The organism is Bradyrhizobium quebecense (assembly GCF_013373795.3).
Classification (GTDB): Bacteria; Pseudomonadota; Alphaproteobacteria; order Rhizobiales; family Xanthobacteraceae; genus Bradyrhizobium; species Bradyrhizobium quebecense.
This window is the reverse complement of record NZ_CP088022.1, coordinates 1,402,094-1,416,319: the sequence shown is the minus strand read 5'-3', so window position 1 is coordinate 1,416,319 and position 14,226 is coordinate 1,402,094. Positions and strand designations below refer to the sequence as shown.

The window sequence follows — 14,226 nt, the reverse complement described above, 5'->3', positions numbered from 1 at the left end:
CGAAAACGCCTCAAAACAAAAGTCCAGAGTCCCGTTGCGATTCAACTGGAACGGGGCTCTGGACACATCAGGTCACTTGCAAGTCGGCCGCTTCGATCCGGATGCGGTCGGCGTGCAGTGACCAGTCGCAGAGCGCCTGTTCCTGACAGAATTTGAGCTTGGCCATTTCGGTGGCCTGGCCTTCGCTTGAGGCGTCGACCTCGAGTTCGCCCTGGCAAACCTCGCGCTGGCGGCCGTTGCCGCCGAGCACGTCCTTCATGAACTGAACGACGAAACGTGACATGGAACCCTCCCCTGCTGCGCCGGCAGAGCCTGGGGGTACCACGTTAGCACTAACGCGAAATGGGAGTGAGTTAATTTCGCGCGCACGGATGCGGCGCTTCGCTGCGGGTGGAAAACTACGCGCCGGCCTGCGGCAGGCTGGCGGCAGCGATCGCGACGATCTGCGCAAGACGGCGGCCGATCCGGGCGGGCGCGTTGCGGAGCAGTGACTGGACCTGTCGCATGACACTTCTTCCTTCCGTGCCCGGAATGGTCGGGCACACACGGAAGATGGCGATTTCGAGCTAAGCCGTCGATATCCCAGGGGAAATAACAACGGACGCGTTGCCGGACAGTCGCTTGGCAGTGGATTTGTTGCCGCAATCGGGCTGACGGCGAAGGAGATTTTCTTCGGTGTTTTTGCGCACGCAACAACACTCGCACAACTGGCCATTTGCGTGAGGCGCGCACCGGCGGACAGTTCCCTCCGCCCTTGCGGTATCTCTCCCCGCAAGGCCTGGCGCTTCCACGATTTCTGAATATTGGAAATGTACCCCTGAATTGCCCGACGCGTCAAGTTGCCTGGTCGAACCGCCGGCAAGCCGTCAGCTTCTTTGCATGGGGTTGTTTTCGATATTTTGGCCGCGCTCAGCCGCGGCCCCCGCAAGGGGGGCCTGACCAGCGTGCTCACCTCACCTGGCTGACTTCATCGTTGACAGCAATGATCGTCGACCTACCCCGGCATGAACCCGAACGCCCTCTCGAACCTTCTGGCGTAAACCGGCCAGACCTCGGGATTGATGATGCGCGGCGGGCGCCTGCCGTCGAGGGCGTCGAGGATCTGCTCGGCCGCGATCCGGCCCATGTTGATGCGCGCCTCGCGGGTGACGCCGGCGGTGTGCGGGCTCGCCAGCACGTTGTCGAACTGCAGCAGCGGATGATCCGGCGGCGGCGGTTCCTTGGCCCAGACATCGAGGCCGGCGCCGGCGATGCGTTTTTCGCGCAATGCCTCTTCCAATGCCTTCTCGTCGTGGATGAAGCCGCGCGCGGTGGTGACGAAATAGGCGTGCGGCTGCATCAGCGCGAATTCGCGTGCGCCGATCATGCCCCGGCTGTTGCCGTCCAGCGGACACGAGATCGAGACGAAGTCCGCGCGACGCAGGAGATCGTCGAGCTCGACCTTCTCCCCGCCCCGCTTCGCCATCTCCTCCGCCGTGAGATAGGGATCGTAGGCGATCACCTTCATGTGCAGGAGGCCCTTGCACAGCTCGGCGATGCGGCGGCCGACATTGCCGAGGCCGACGATGCCGACGGTCTTCTCGTTCAGCTCGTTGCCGATCAGGTCGTTGCGGTTGACGTTGGCCTCGCGCCGCAGCCTGCGATCGGACTAAATGATGCGTTTCGACAGCGTCAGCATCATGCCGAGCGCGTGCTCGGCGACCGAGTTGGCGTTGCCGCCGGACTGGTTGACCACGAGCACGCCCGCCGCCGTGCAGGCATCGACGTCGACCGGATCGAAGCCGGCACCGTTCGAGGAGACGATCAACAGGTTCGGCGCGCGCTTCAACAGCTCGGCATGGGCATGGAAATGCGGCGCCAGCTCATCGCGGGCGGCGCCGATCTGGTAGGCATGCGCATCGGCGAGAACCGGCGCGAACGCCGCTTCCGGCGTCTCGTTCTCCAGACGGTCGAGCCGGACATCCGGCCGTTTCTTCAGGATGTCGACGTAGATCTCGTGGGCGAGGTATTTGACGTAGAACACGCGCTTGTTGTTGACGGTCATGTCTTCGGGCAGCTTTCAGTTTGGGAAGCCATAGAGTCGTGCGGGATTGTCGACGAGGATGCGGTGGCGGGTCGCGGCGTCCGGCGTCCATTCCTGGAACAGTGTCAGCAGATGACCGGCGTCGGGCATTTCGCCCTCGACGCGCGGATGCGGCCAGTCGCCGCCCCACACCAGCTGTTCGGAGTTGGCTGATACCAGCGCCTCGTGGAACGGCCGCGCGTCCGGATAATCGGGCGCCCGCCGGCTCAGGCGATGCGCGCCCGAGAGCTTGGCCCAGCACCAGCCCTCGCCGACCGCGCGCAGCAGGCTCTGAAAGCCCGCGGTGTTGATCCCGGCGGCGGCATCCGTGCGGCCCATGTGGTCGACCACGATCGGCAGGCCCAGCGCCTTCAGTGTCGGGAGCGTGTCAGGCAAATCCTTCACGTCGATCCAGAGCTGCAGATGCCAGCCGAGTTCGGCCATCACGCCCGCGTGCGTCTCGGCGACGCCGAGCGGAATGCCGCCGCGATAGTGCAACTGTCCGCCGCGGAAGAAATGGTTGAAGCGCAAGCCGCGGACGCCGAGCACATGCCATTGCCGCAGCGTGCCCGCCGCCACATCGGCATCGGCCACCGCGACGCCGCGCAGCCGCGCCGGCTCGCGCTGCAACGCATCCAGCATCGCCGAATTGTCGTGGCCATGCGCACTGCCCTGCACCAGCACGCCGCGGGTGAAACCCAGCGCATCGAGCATGCCGAGATAGGTCGCGAGCGGCGCGTCCGGCGGCGTGTAGCTGCGATCGCCGGCATAGGGGAAGCGGTCCGCCGGGCCGAATACATGCGCATGCGTATCGCAGGCCTTTGGCGGCAGCTTCTCTCGCGGCGGCGTCACCGGACGCGGCGGCAGGCAGGCGGGGATCTCGGACGCAGCCATCTTCCTACTCCGCCTTCATGCCGGCGGCCTTGATGATCGGCCCCCATTTATCGTAGTCGGCCTTGATCTTGGCCGCGAACTGGTCCGGCGCTGAGCCGATCGGAATCGCGCCGAGCTTGCCGAGACGCTCCTTCACGGCATCCATATTCACCGCCGCGACGAAATCATGCGAGATCTTTGCGACGAGATCGGCGGGCATGTTGCCGGGTCCGAGCAGGCCCCACCACACCTCGGTGTCGTAGCCCGGCACGGCCTCCGACATGCTGGGCACGTCCGGCAAGAACGGCGCACGCGAGCCCGTCGTCACCGCCAGCGCGCGGACCGTGCCGGCCTGCAACTGCCCGACCGATTCCGGCCCGTTGTTGAACGACATCGGAATCTGTCCACCGAGCAGATCGTTGATCGCGGGCGCGCCGCCCTTGTAGGGGATGGCGTTGAGATCGATCTTCGCGAGGCTGTTGAGCAGCTCGCCGGCCAGATGGGTCGAGGTGCCGTTGCCAGCATGGGCGAACGACAGGCTGCCGGGTTTCGCCTTCGCCTCGGCGATGACGTCGCTGACCGACTTGTACGGCGAGTCCGCGCGCACCAGCAGCACGTTAGGCGATGACGCCAGCAGCGAGATCGGCGAAAAATCCTTGAACGTGTCGTACGGCAGCTTGGGATAGAGGAACGGATTGGTGGCGTGGCCGCTCGCCACCATGATCAGATTGTAGCCATCGGGCGCGGAGCTCACGATCGCCTGCGAGGCGATCACCCCGCCGGCGCCCGGCCGGTTCTCGACCACGATCGACTGCGTCCAGGCTTTCGACACGGCTTCGGCCAGCGTCCGCGTCAGCACGTCGACGCCGCCGCCGGGCGGATATGGGACGAGAATATGAACGGCCTTTGCCGGGTATGGCTGCGCGGACGCAAGGCCGGCCACGACCGTGGCCGCTGCCGCAATGGCGGTCCGCCAGACCCATCCGGCCATCGACGCCTCCCGTCCCTTGATCGTTCCGTCCCTCGATCGTTACCGCCTGTATCGCACGCCGGTTCGGCGCTGCGATGGCCGAATTGCGCAGATCGCGTTGCGGCCGCGACATGTTGACAATCACATGCACCGCGTCAAGTTTCATGGCGCAAGCGATCATCAGCGTCGCGCGAGAGGGAGAACAGGATGGCGGCCGCGGAACAAGCCTCGTCCAAGGATAAAGCCAAGGAAAAGTCCCAGGATGCGGCGACCACCTGGCACGGCATCGTGCTGCAGACGCTGAAGCGGAACGAGATCAAGCTGGTGCCCTATGTGCCCGACCGGGTGCTGACCACGCTGATCAAGGACCTGCACGCCGATCCGTATTTCACGACGTTTCCGACCGCGCGCGAGGAAGAGGCCGTCGGCATCGTCTCGGGCGCCTGGATGGCGGGCACGCGCGGCGCGGTGCTGATGCAGACCTCGGGCTTTGCCACGCTCGCCAACGTGCTGGCCTCGCTCGCGGTGCCCTACCAGATCCCGTTGATTATGTTCGTCTCCGAGCGCGGCACGCTCGGAGAGTTCAATTACGGCCAGGCGCTGGTCTGCCGCACCATGCGCCCGGTGCTGGATTCGCTGGCGATGGAACATCACACCATCACCCGGCTCGACGAGCTCGAATTCATCGCCGACCGCTCGATCAAGCAGGCGATCACCACCCAAGCGCCGGTGGCGCTGATCCTCTCGCCGCTGCTGACCGGCGGCAAGACCTTCGACAAGTGAGATCAGCCATGACCAGCACACAAGCGCGCAACACCAAGGTGATGAACCGCTTCGATCTCACCCAGCGCCTCGTCGCCGGGCTGAAGGACGAGGCCGTGATCGGCGGCATCGGCAACACCAATTTCGATCTCTGGGCCGCCGGCCACCGCCCGCAGAACTTCTACATGCTGGGCAGCATGGGGCTGGCGTTCCCGATCGCGCTCGGCGTCGCACTGGCGCAGCCGAAGCGCCGCGTGTTCGCGCTGGAAGGCGACGGCTCGCTGCTGATGCAGCTCGGCTGTCTCTCGACCATCGCGACCTTGGCGCCGAAGAATCTCACCATGGTGGTGATGGACAACGGCATCTACCAGATCACGGGCGCGCAGCCGACGCCGGCGGCTGTTCATACCGACATCGTCGCGGTCGCGCTCGCCAGCGGGATCGCGAACAGCTCATGGGCCGCCGACGAGGACGATTTCGAGCGGCTGATCGAGCAGTCGAAACAGGCCGCCGGCCCGACCCTGATCGGCGTCCGCATCGACGACAAGCCCGGCACCGGCACCACCCGCCGTGACCCCGTGCAGATCCGCGAGCGATTCATGCACGGGATGGGAGTCAGGCAGCTGCTATAGGGCAATCTGCCGCGACATCCCCGCCCGTCATTGCGAGCGTAGCGAAGCAATCCATCTCTCCGCATGCGCCGAAAGATGGATTGCTTCGTCGCTTCGCTCCTCGCAATGACGGCAATCGACCCTAAGGCGTTCGCCCTCAATTCAGCCGCAACTCGGTGATGTGCCGGGGATCCGGCGCAAGCTCGCCGCGCTCGACGCGCTTGACGATGTCGGTCAGCGCGGCGTTGGCATTGCAGGCGAGGCCGAGCTTCTGGCCCTCGCGCACCACAAAGCCGTTGAGGAATTCGATCTCGGTGCGGCGGCCCTTCTGCATGTCCTGGCCCATCGAGGGGCGCTGCGCCGATGAGGTGCGTTTGGCATCCTTGAAGCGCTGCTCGTCGCAGGCGCGCGCCGCGGCCTCGTCGCCCTCGCCGGCGCGCGCGATCGTCTCCGGCGGCAGATGCAGGATCTCTTCCAGCTGATAGCCCTGCGCCTGGCCGACGCGGATCGCCTCGCTGCCGAGCCGCGTCGAGAAGCGGCGCAGCGGTTCGCTTTGCAGCACCTCGCCGCCGGCTAGGCCCGTGCAGGCCGAGAGCCCGTTGCCTATCACGTTGGCGACGAGCTTGGACCAGCGCTCGCCCCAGAGATTGCCAGTCACCTTGGCGCTGTCGGAATAGCCGACGAGCCGGCAAACCTCCTCCGCCCGCGCGGTGATACGGCCATGCACCTCGCCGGCGCGAAACACGGTATGCGCCGCCCCACCCTTGCCGGCGCCGCGGTGGATATGGCCGGGCTCGGGCAGATTGACGGTGATGCTGCTCGCGATGCAGCCGAGCGTCTTGCCCCAGCCGACGATGCCGGCGATGGTTTCCTCATTCATGCAGTTCTGCAGCGACACGACGTAGCCGTCAGCCGCCAGATATTGCCGGATCAGCATGGTCGCCCAAGCCGTGTCGTAGGACTTCATGCAGACGAAGGCGATGTCGACCGGCTTCTCTTTCGCCAGCTGCTGCGCGTCGGTGACATCAAGCGCGCGCACCGGCACCGAGAACTCGGGGACATCCATCGCGTGCGTGACGCGCAATCCGTGCTTGCGCATGTGCGCGACATGCTCGGGCCAGGGATCGATGAAGGTGACGTCCTCACCCGCCTGCACCATATGCGCTCCGGCATAGCCGCCGACCGCACCCGCGCCGACGATCGCGATCTTCCGACCCATGTTTCCACCCTGCTCTTGATTGAGGCGGCCGCTGGCTGCGCCCGCTTATTGCGGACCAGTCTAGGGGATCGGGCCGGCAGGCCAACCAGGCACCTCATGAAAAAAGCGGGCCCGTGCCATGCGAAAATCCCCGCGAGCGATGAGCCCGCGAGGATTTTTGCAGTTGGAAATATCAGCGCGATTAGTCGATGATCTTGACGACCCGGCGGGTGCGCGGCTCGACGATCACGCGGCGATCATTGACGACCGCGTAGCGATATTCGGTGTAGCGCGGCACCGGACGAAGCACGACGGTGTCGGGCAGCGGCTCGCCGACCACGACGCGCTCGCGCACCACGACCGACGGCTCGTCGCGCGGGATCGACGTGATCACCGCGTTCGGAATCTCGAGGCCGGCGCCGACCGCAGCACCAACCGTGCCGCCGACGATCTCGCCAACCGGACCGGCGATCTCGCCACCGGTCCGCGCACCGTTCGCGGCGCCCGCCGCGGTCGTTGACTGCGCGAACGCCGAGCCGGACGCGAGCAGCGACGCAGCGGCGACAAGGGACACGGCAAAACGCTTGTTCATGATTCTCCTCCTCCGAGCTATGAGACGCCCCTTCAACATCGCAGGGAACGAGACGTTCCAGTTCCAACGCGGCAACTTGCGCGCAAATTCCAGTTCCGCAGCAACTCGCTGCGGTTCCAGCACAAGCGAAAACGCTGCTCCGGATCATGCCCGAAGTCGTATTCATCATTGGTTCAGATTCAGGGATGGTTCAGGGCAGGAGCGCGCTGCGCGCCGTTCATTCCGGCGGCTTTTGATCGGCTCGTCGTCTTGGCGTTCGCCGTCTTGGCGGCGGTGCAGCCACCTGCTTGATGCGGATTCGCGTCGTCCCGCCCTTGGGCTGTTCGATCTCGAACGCATTCGTCCTGCGCACCAGCTCGCTCAGGGTGCGGAAGCCGTACGTCCTTTGATCGAAATCCGACGCCAGATTGGCCAGCTGCCGTCCGACCTCGCCAAGCGTCACCCAGCCGTCCTCGCTGGCCATCTGGCCGATCACCTTCTTGAGGATGGGCGTGGCGGCGTCCGGCGGCTGCAACGGCTGGGCGCGTACCGCGGCGTCCTGATTGCTCGTCACCCCGCCGCGCAAATTCTCGGTATAGACGAACCTGCGGCAGGCCTGCCGAAAACTCTCCGGCGTCTTCTGCTCGCCGAACCCGAACACGTCGATGCCGTGCTCGCGGATGCGGGCGGCAAGCCGGGTGAAATCGCTGTCCGACGACACCAGGCAAAAGCCATCGAACCGGCCGCTGTGCAGCAGGTCCATCGCGTCGATCACCAGGGTGATGTCGGATGCATTCTTGCCGGTCGTATAGGCGAATTGCTGCTGCGGGATGATGGCGTGCTTGGACAGAATGTCGGCCCAGCCCTTGGACCTCGGATTGGAGAAGTCGCCATAGATGCGGCGTACGCTGGCCTCGCCGATCTTGGCGATCTCCTCGAACAGCCCATCGGCGATCCTTGCAGATGCATTGTCGGCGTCGATCAGGACCGCCAGACGGGGCGAACGGAGTTCGGAAGGCATGGCTTCTCTCTGCTGGGATGGGATGGATCAAGATTCCGCTGACGGCTCCGGAACCGACGCAGCCGTCGCATCGGAGCACATCGCGCGTCCCAAGCATAGGGTCGGTGGCATCGCCGGGACTTTCGCGGCGAAAGCACCCTCGGGCGGTGTGGTCAGAGCACCTCGCCCAAATCGATCGCGCGCCTCGCGAACTCGATGGCCTTCTCCGCGGTGATCGCATCCGCTGTCGTCGTTGCCTCGTCGCGCACCGACGGCGGAGACGCGATCCGGATCTTCTTGCCGTTCGACCGGCGGATGGTCGCGCGCCAGCGATCGACATCGCGCCGGTAGGCATCGATCACAAAATCCCGATAGGTGACGCCGCTCATGAGCGGCTGAAGGGACGCCGCTTCGAGACCGGCCGGCCGGCTTGCGACATCGCGCACCATCTCGACAATCATCTCGACGGCATGCTCACGCGCGGCACCGGTCGCGTCCCTGAGCAGATAGCTCACCGCCGCGCCGATCTGCGCCCGTGCGCGATCGTCGCTCGCAAAATCCAAATCGACCTGAACTGACATGATGGGGAAAACGCCTCCTCCGGACCCAATATCGGATACCTCCAGGCATCCGGTACGTCGCAACCAAAGACCTTTAGTCGGCCCCCATTAAAGCCGGATTATCGGACACGCCCCGATTTCTCGGATGCCGTTAACCGGGCTTTGATGCCGCTTCGGAAGATGTCCGAAGCGGCATCGAACGTCGATCGGATCACAGCAGGCCCGCGCCGCGCGCCGATTTGTCCCCGGCCCTGTCCGGCGCGGAGGCCGGCTCGCTCCCGCCAGTTCGCACGTGATCATCAATTGACATATCACTGCTATCCGTGTGACATTTTATGAAACAGGGCCGACAAGAGCCCGGCAACGTCCATCTGGGGAGGACAGCAATGACCATTTCCGACGTCACCGCAGCGGCCGGAAGCCGGGCTCCGGCCGCCGTCGCGCGCACCGCGCAGGCGCAGCAGGTCGCCGACATCGCGGCACGGCTCGAACGCCTGCCGCTGACCTCCTATCAGCGATGGATCTTCGGTATCATCGCAACCGCATGGTTCTTCGACAGCATGGACCTGGCCGCGCTGACTTTCGTGCTCGGCTCGATCCGCCAGACCTTCGGCCTGTCGACGGCGGAAGCCGGGCTGCTGTCCAGCATGAGCTTCCTCGGCATGTTCATAGGCGCCGCGTCCGCGGGCCTGCTGGCCGACCGTTTCGGCCGCGCCCGCGTCTTCCAGGTCAGCATGATCTTCTGGGGCTTGGGCAGCCTGTGCTGCGGTCTCTCGACGACGGCGACCGCGCTAGGCGCTTCCCGCCTACTGCTCGGCTTCGGCATGGGCATGGAGTTTCCTGTCGCGCAGTCGATGGTCTCGGAGATCATGCCGGCCCGCAACCGCGGCCGCTACATCGCGTTCCTCGAAGGGTTCTGGCCGCTCGGCTTCATCGCGTCGGGCCTGTTGACCTACTTCGTGCTGCAGGCCGCCGACTGGCGCTGGGTCTTCATCATGCAGGCGATCCCGGCCGTCTTCGTGCTCGTGGTGCGACGCTACGTTCCGGAATCGCCGCGCTGGCTCGCTTCCCACGGCTATTCCGAGCGGGCCGAAGCGACCGTGCGCGACATCGAAAGCAGGGTCCGCGATCGTCTCGGCAGCAAGGAGCTGCCGCCGGTGGTGCGCCAGGCGGCCGCACCCGCGTCGGAAGTGACCGGCCTGAGGACGCTGTTTTCGGGCATTTACGCCAAGCGGACCGCGATGTTGTGGACCTTGTGGTTCTTCGCCCTGCTCGGCTTCTACGGTCTGACCACCTGGCTCGGCGCGCTGCTGCAGGCCAAGGGATTCCCGATCACCAAGTCGGTGTTCTACACCATCCTGATCTCGCTCGCGGGCATCCCCAGCTTCCTGGTCTCGGCGTGGCTCGTCGAATCCTGGGGTCGAAAGGCGACGCTGGTGATGAACCTGCTCTGCGGCGCGATCGCCTGCCACTTCTACGGCTCGGCGGCGGACCAGACCCAGCTCATCATTGCCGGCCTCTGCATGCAGTTCTTCCTGTTCGGCATGTGGTCGGCGCTCTACGCCTATACGCCTGAACTGTACCCGACCCATGTCCGCGCCACCGGAACCGGTTTTGCCTCCGCGATCGGCCGAATCGGTTCGCTGATCGGCCCCTATGTGATCGGCGTGATCCTGCCTGCGGCAGGGCAGAGCGGCGTGTTCGCGCTGGGCGCCGGCGCGTTCGTGGTGGCGGCGCTGGCGGTGCTGTTGCTCGGCGAGGAAACCCGCGGCCGGACGCTGGAGAGCATTTCGCACTGATGATGCGCCGCTGTTCGCTGCACGCGGCCGGATTCGGTGTAGCGCCCGTCGAGCGGCCTTGTCACTGCCAGCGGGGCGTGTGAGATATCTGCTGTACAGCAGCACTCAAGATCCCGATGGCAGATTCGAACAAGCGATCCAGCACGGTGCGCGCCCGCGCAGCAGGAAACCGCCGGCCGGCGCGGCCATCGTCCGCCGCCGCCAAGCCGCGCGCTGCCGCGCAGGCCCGTCTCCCGCAAGGCGACGTCACCCTCACCGATCGCGCCTATGCCGAGCTGGAAGAGCTGATCGTGACGCTGCAACTGCCGCCCGGCACCGCGCTGTCCGAGCTCGTGCTCGCCAAGCGGCTCGACATCGGCCGCACCCCGATCCGCGAGGCGCTGCAGCGGCTGTCGCGCGATGGCCTCGTCAACATCCTGGCCCGTCGCGGCGTGCTGGTGTCCGAGATCGACCTGCGGGCCCAGCTCCGCCTGCTCGAAGTCCGCCGCGAGCTGGAACGGCTGATGGCGCGCGGCGCCGCCGAGCGCGCCACCAGCGAGCAGCGCGCGCAATTCTCCGAGATCGCCGCCGGCATGCGCCGCGCGGCGGAAAAATCCGACGATCTGCTGTTCATGCGGCTGGATCACCAGTTCAACACATTGATCTCGGCCGCGTCGCGCAACGAGTTCGCCACCCGCGCCATGGGCCTGATGCACGGCCTGTCGCGCCGATTCTGGTACCAGCATTACAAGGAGGCGGCCGACCTGCCGCTCGCGGCGCGGCTGCATGCCGACGTCGCCGAAGCCGTCGCGGAGCGCCGCGTCGACGCCGCCGGCGCGGCCTCCGACAGCCTGATCGACTACATCGAAAGCTTTGCGCGTTCGACGCTGTAATCCCTCAAAGTTCGACGACCGTGCGGATCGAGCGGCCGCCCCGCAACGCCTCGAAGCCGTCATTGATGCCGTCGAGGCTGCAGCGGCCGGTGATCAGCTCGTCGAGCTTGAGCTGGCCGTCGAGATAGGCCTGCGCCAGCAACGGGAAGTCGCGCCGTGGCCGCGCGCCGCCGTAGCTCGAGCGGCGAAATCGCTTCTCCCCCATCAACGCGCCCCAGCGGAAACCCACGTCCTGCGTGACGTCGATCTTGCCGAGCCAGATCACCTCGCCGCCCGGCCGCACCGCCTCCGCGGTCTGCCGAAACGCCTTGGGATGGCCCGCCGCCTCGAGGATGACGTCGGCGCCCCGCCCGCGCGTCGCCTCCTTGGCGAACTGGACCGGGTCCTCGCGCGCCGCGTTGACGACTTGCGTCGCGCCGACTTGCCGCGCCAGCGCAAGCTTTGCATCGTCGAGGTCGACCGCGATGATCGCACCGGCGCCAGCGAGCCGGGCGCCCTGCACCGCTGCCAGCCCAACCGCGCCGCAGCCGGTGACCATCACGGTATCGCCATGGCCGATGGCGGCGACGTTCAGCGCGGCCCCAACGCCGGTCATGACGCCGCAGCCGATCAGGCACGCACGATCGAACGGAATGTCCCTGGGCACGACGATCGCCTGCTGCGCCGGCAGCACGAGGTATTCCGAGAACGCGCCGAGGAACATCAGGTGGGCCAGGCTGCCGCCGCCCGCGAGCTGCGCCTTCGACGCGCCGTCGAAATGCACGCCCTCCGCGCCCCTGGCGAGATAGCTCTCGCACAGGATCGGCTGCGCGCGATCGCAGTGAAAGCAGTGCCCGCAATGCGGATTCCAGGACAGGATCACGTGGTCGCCGGCGCGCACGTCGTGCACCGCGCTGCCGACCTGCTCGACCACGCCGGCCGCCTCGTGCCCTAGGATCATCGGCAAGGGATAGCGCAGCGATCCGTCGATTACCTCCAGATCGGTGTGGCAGAGCCCCGCGGCACGCACCTTCACCACGACGTCGGTCGGCATCGGTGCAGCAAGCGAAATGCGCTCGATGGAGAGCGGCGTTCCGCTTCGATGCAGCACCGCCGCGCGACAGGTCAGGGTCATCTCAAAGAATTCTCCGGCGGAGAAATCCGCGTGGGGTCAGCCCGTTCGTCCGGATCGCAGTGCCGTGACCGCCTCGTCGAGATCGGCCGAGGAGAGCTCCCATTCATTGCCGAAATTGGCGACGATGCGCCGCATGAAGCTCTCGTACAGCGCCTTCGCCGCGGCCGCGTCGTGCAGATGATCATAGAGCAGCGCGAAGGCCAGTTGTGCCGGCTCGGGCCCCTCGTAGCTCCATTCAAAGCCGTGCTCGGTGAGCCGAAGCTGGTCGTAATGCGGTGACAGCGGCTCGCCGTCGACCAGCACGGAAATGCCGTCGATGGTGCGGTCCCCGGCATAGCTCGCCATCGGAGTCTCCCTGTGCTGCAGCATCATATCAGGATCCCGGCGGACGCATCTTGAGGTCCTTCTTGACGACCTCGGGGAAGATCCACATCGCGACCGTGGCGAATACGCCAAGGAAGGCGACCGCGTAGCTCGGTCCCTGCTGTCCGAGATAGACCATGAAAAAATATCCGCAGGCCGCCGTGGCGAGGCACGCCAGCGACAGCATGAGCTTGATGTGGCTTGGCATCGAGACCTCCCTTCAGGTCATCCAGATGTGAAACGACGGTGCAGCCACGCCGACCAGCAGCGCCAGCGCCGCGATCATGGCGCAGCAGGACAGCCGCAATCCCGCGCGTCCGTCGCGCCACCAGTCCGGCAGCGCTTGAAACAGCCCAGGCAGGAACAGGAACAGCACACCGCCCACCACAACGACGGTGGTCCAGCGCAGCTCGATCAGGGCGAATGCCAGCGTGCCGGCGAGCAACATCGCCCATAATGCGGTCGTCATCGTCACCGGCAGAACGGCGCGTCCGCGCAGCGGATACATCCCGGCCAGCTGCAGGAAGCCGATGCAGCACACGCTCCACAGCAGGCCGAACCAGGCGAGGCCGGCGAGATTGGGTTCAAGCTGCGGCATGCGGCACCGATTGCTCCTTCACCACGACCCGCGGCGTCCGCGCCGTGCGCCGCATGTCGGTCTTCACATAGCGCGTGCTGTAGCCGTTGAAGATGTGGCCAAGCAGGCCGCGATTGAGATCGGAGGTGCCGAACACATAGTCCATCACCGGAAAGGTCAGGTTCATGTTCCGCTCCATCATGATCGACTGGTTGTGATGGGCGCTATGATGCCGGCGGATGGTGTTGACGAACGGCATGTTGCGCACGAAGGCATTTTCCTCGACGTGGCAGCAGAAGTGCATGAATTCGTAGATCAGGTACATCGACGTCGTCGTGGTGATCAGCAGCCAGCCGGTATTGGCCGAGATCACGAGACCGGCGACGATCGCCGGCGGGATCGACATCAGGGTGAACACGACGAGCGCATAGGGCGGGAAGAAGGTGACGCGCCAGTCGTGATGGTCGGCGAAGCGCATTTCCTCCTCGGTGAAGAACTGATGGTGCATCAGGGTGTGGCGGCTGTAGATCGCGCGCAGCAAGGGCACGTTCGAGGGCCGGTGCATGACGAAGCGATGCACCGCCCATTCGAAGAAATTCGCAATCAGGAACACCGCCGGAATGGTGAGGTATTCCCACCATTTCACGTCGTGCACATTGGCCAGGTAGACGTACAGCGCCGTGAAGCCGATCGTGTAGATCAGCACGACGTGCAGCCAGCCATTGTACCAGCCCACCACGCGCTCGCGGTAGGTCGCGCGATATTTGCGCTGGCGGTCGGTCATCCCTGTTGCAGCCAACTCCATCGCAGCGTCCTCCGTCATTATCTGACATATCAGTAGCACATCAGTCGCGAAAGGCAAGCTGCCTTGACGGGCAAGACGCGGTCGAGAAA

The 14,226-nt window shown here is 65.6% G+C and carries 16 protein-coding genes and 1 pseudogene; 4 read left to right on the top strand and 13 right to left on the bottom strand.

Annotation, left to right across the window (positions count from 1 at the left end; all coding sequences use genetic code 11):
* Positions 1-67 precede the first annotated feature (67 nt).
* From HU230_RS06600 to HU230_RS06585, 4 genes and pseudogenes are all read right to left on the bottom strand, one after another.
* On the bottom strand, positions 68-283 hold the full coding sequence (locus HU230_RS06600) for a hypothetical protein (protein WP_176532398.1): 216 nt from the start codon (positions 281-283) through the stop codon (positions 68-70).
* A gap of 711 nt (positions 284-994) precedes the next feature.
* Positions 995-2,044: pseudogene (locus tag HU230_RS06595) on the bottom strand (hydroxyacid dehydrogenase).
* Between the two features lie 15 nt (positions 2,045-2,059).
* The gene (locus HU230_RS06590; RefSeq protein ID WP_176532399.1) at positions 2,060-2,956 is read right to left on the bottom strand and encodes an amidohydrolase family protein; all 897 of its coding nucleotides are present in this window, start codon (positions 2,954-2,956) and stop codon (positions 2,060-2,062) included.
* A 4-nt stretch (positions 2,957-2,960) separates the two neighbouring features.
* On the bottom strand, positions 2,961-3,926 hold the full coding sequence (locus HU230_RS06585) for a Bug family tripartite tricarboxylate transporter substrate binding protein (protein ID WP_176532400.1): 966 nt from the start codon (positions 3,924-3,926) through the stop codon (positions 2,961-2,963).
* A 186-nt stretch (positions 3,927-4,112) separates the two neighbouring features.
* Here HU230_RS06585 and HU230_RS06580 point away from each other — a divergent pair, with 186 nt between their 5' ends.
* Positions 4,113-4,688 carry a thiamine pyrophosphate-binding protein gene (locus HU230_RS06580; protein WP_176532401.1) on the top strand — a complete coding sequence of 192 codons (576 nt, stop codon included), beginning with the start codon at positions 4,113-4,115 and terminating at the stop codon, positions 4,686-4,688.
* Between the two features lie 8 nt (positions 4,689-4,696).
* Positions 4,697-5,299 carry a thiamine pyrophosphate-dependent enzyme gene (locus HU230_RS06575; RefSeq protein WP_176532402.1) on the top strand — a complete coding sequence of 201 codons (603 nt, stop codon included), beginning with the start codon at positions 4,697-4,699 and terminating at the stop codon, positions 5,297-5,299.
* A 136-nt stretch (positions 5,300-5,435) separates the two neighbouring features.
* On the opposite strand, the gene HU230_RS06570 is transcribed toward HU230_RS06575, so the two are convergent.
* The 4 genes from HU230_RS06570 to HU230_RS06555 all read right to left on the bottom strand — a co-directional run bounded on the left by HU230_RS06570 (position 5,436) and on the right by HU230_RS06555 (position 8,628).
* Positions 5,436-6,497, bottom strand: a complete 1,062-nt coding sequence (locus HU230_RS06570; RefSeq protein WP_176532403.1) for a ketopantoate reductase family protein — start codon at positions 6,495-6,497, stop codon at positions 5,436-5,438.
* Between the two features lie 181 nt (positions 6,498-6,678).
* Positions 6,679-7,068: a DUF1236 domain-containing protein gene (locus tag HU230_RS06565; protein ID WP_163160259.1), complete on the bottom strand. Its 390-nt coding sequence runs from the start codon at positions 7,066-7,068 to the stop codon at positions 6,679-6,681.
* 217 nt (positions 7,069-7,285) lie between these two features.
* Positions 7,286-8,068, bottom strand: coding sequence for an NYN domain-containing protein (locus HU230_RS06560; protein ID WP_092125288.1), 783 nt, complete (start codon positions 8,066-8,068; stop codon positions 7,286-7,288).
* Positions 8,069-8,220: 152 nt separating this feature from the next.
* Entirely contained in the window at positions 8,221-8,628 is a 408-nt protein-coding gene (locus HU230_RS06555) for a hypothetical protein (RefSeq protein WP_176532404.1), read from the bottom strand.
* A 365-nt stretch (positions 8,629-8,993) separates the two neighbouring features.
* Between HU230_RS06555 and HU230_RS06550 the strand changes: the two genes are divergently transcribed.
* Together HU230_RS06550 and HU230_RS06545 are read left to right on the top strand one after the other, a co-directional pair.
* Positions 8,994-10,406: an MFS transporter gene (locus HU230_RS06550; RefSeq protein ID WP_176532405.1), complete on the top strand. Its 1,413-nt coding sequence runs from the start codon at positions 8,994-8,996 to the stop codon at positions 10,404-10,406.
* 116 nt (positions 10,407-10,522) lie between these two features.
* Complete coding sequence (locus HU230_RS06545; protein ID WP_176532406.1) at positions 10,523-11,278, top strand: GntR family transcriptional regulator; 756 nt, start codon at positions 10,523-10,525, stop codon at positions 11,276-11,278.
* Positions 11,279-11,282: 4 nt separating this feature from the next.
* Here the strand turns inward: HU230_RS06545 and HU230_RS06540 are convergent, their stop codons facing one another.
* Genes HU230_RS06540 through HU230_RS06520 form a run of 5 tightly spaced genes read right to left on the bottom strand, consistent with a single transcriptional unit; the run spans position 11,283 to position 14,137 of the window.
* Positions 11,283-12,392, bottom strand: coding sequence for a Zn-dependent alcohol dehydrogenase (locus HU230_RS06540; protein ID WP_176532407.1), 1,110 nt, complete (start codon positions 12,390-12,392; stop codon positions 11,283-11,285).
* A gap of 36 nt (positions 12,393-12,428) precedes the next feature.
* On the bottom strand, positions 12,429-12,737 hold the full coding sequence (locus HU230_RS06535; RefSeq protein ID WP_224943065.1) for a DUF6166 domain-containing protein: 309 nt from the start codon (positions 12,735-12,737) through the stop codon (positions 12,429-12,431).
* A gap of 28 nt (positions 12,738-12,765) precedes the next feature.
* Positions 12,766-12,963, bottom strand: coding sequence for a hypothetical protein (locus HU230_RS06530; protein ID WP_024579640.1), 198 nt, complete (start codon positions 12,961-12,963; stop codon positions 12,766-12,768).
* Between the two features lie 12 nt (positions 12,964-12,975).
* Positions 12,976-13,353: a hypothetical protein gene (locus tag HU230_RS06525; protein ID WP_176532409.1), complete on the bottom strand. Its 378-nt coding sequence runs from the start codon at positions 13,351-13,353 to the stop codon at positions 12,976-12,978.
* Positions 13,340-14,137 (bottom strand): sterol desaturase family protein, encoded by a 798-nt coding sequence (locus HU230_RS06520; RefSeq protein ID WP_176532410.1) that lies wholly within the window; start codon positions 14,135-14,137, stop codon positions 13,340-13,342. Before HU230_RS06520 ends, HU230_RS06525 begins: the two co-directional genes overlap by 14 nt.
* Positions 14,138-14,226: the final 89 nt, after the last annotated feature.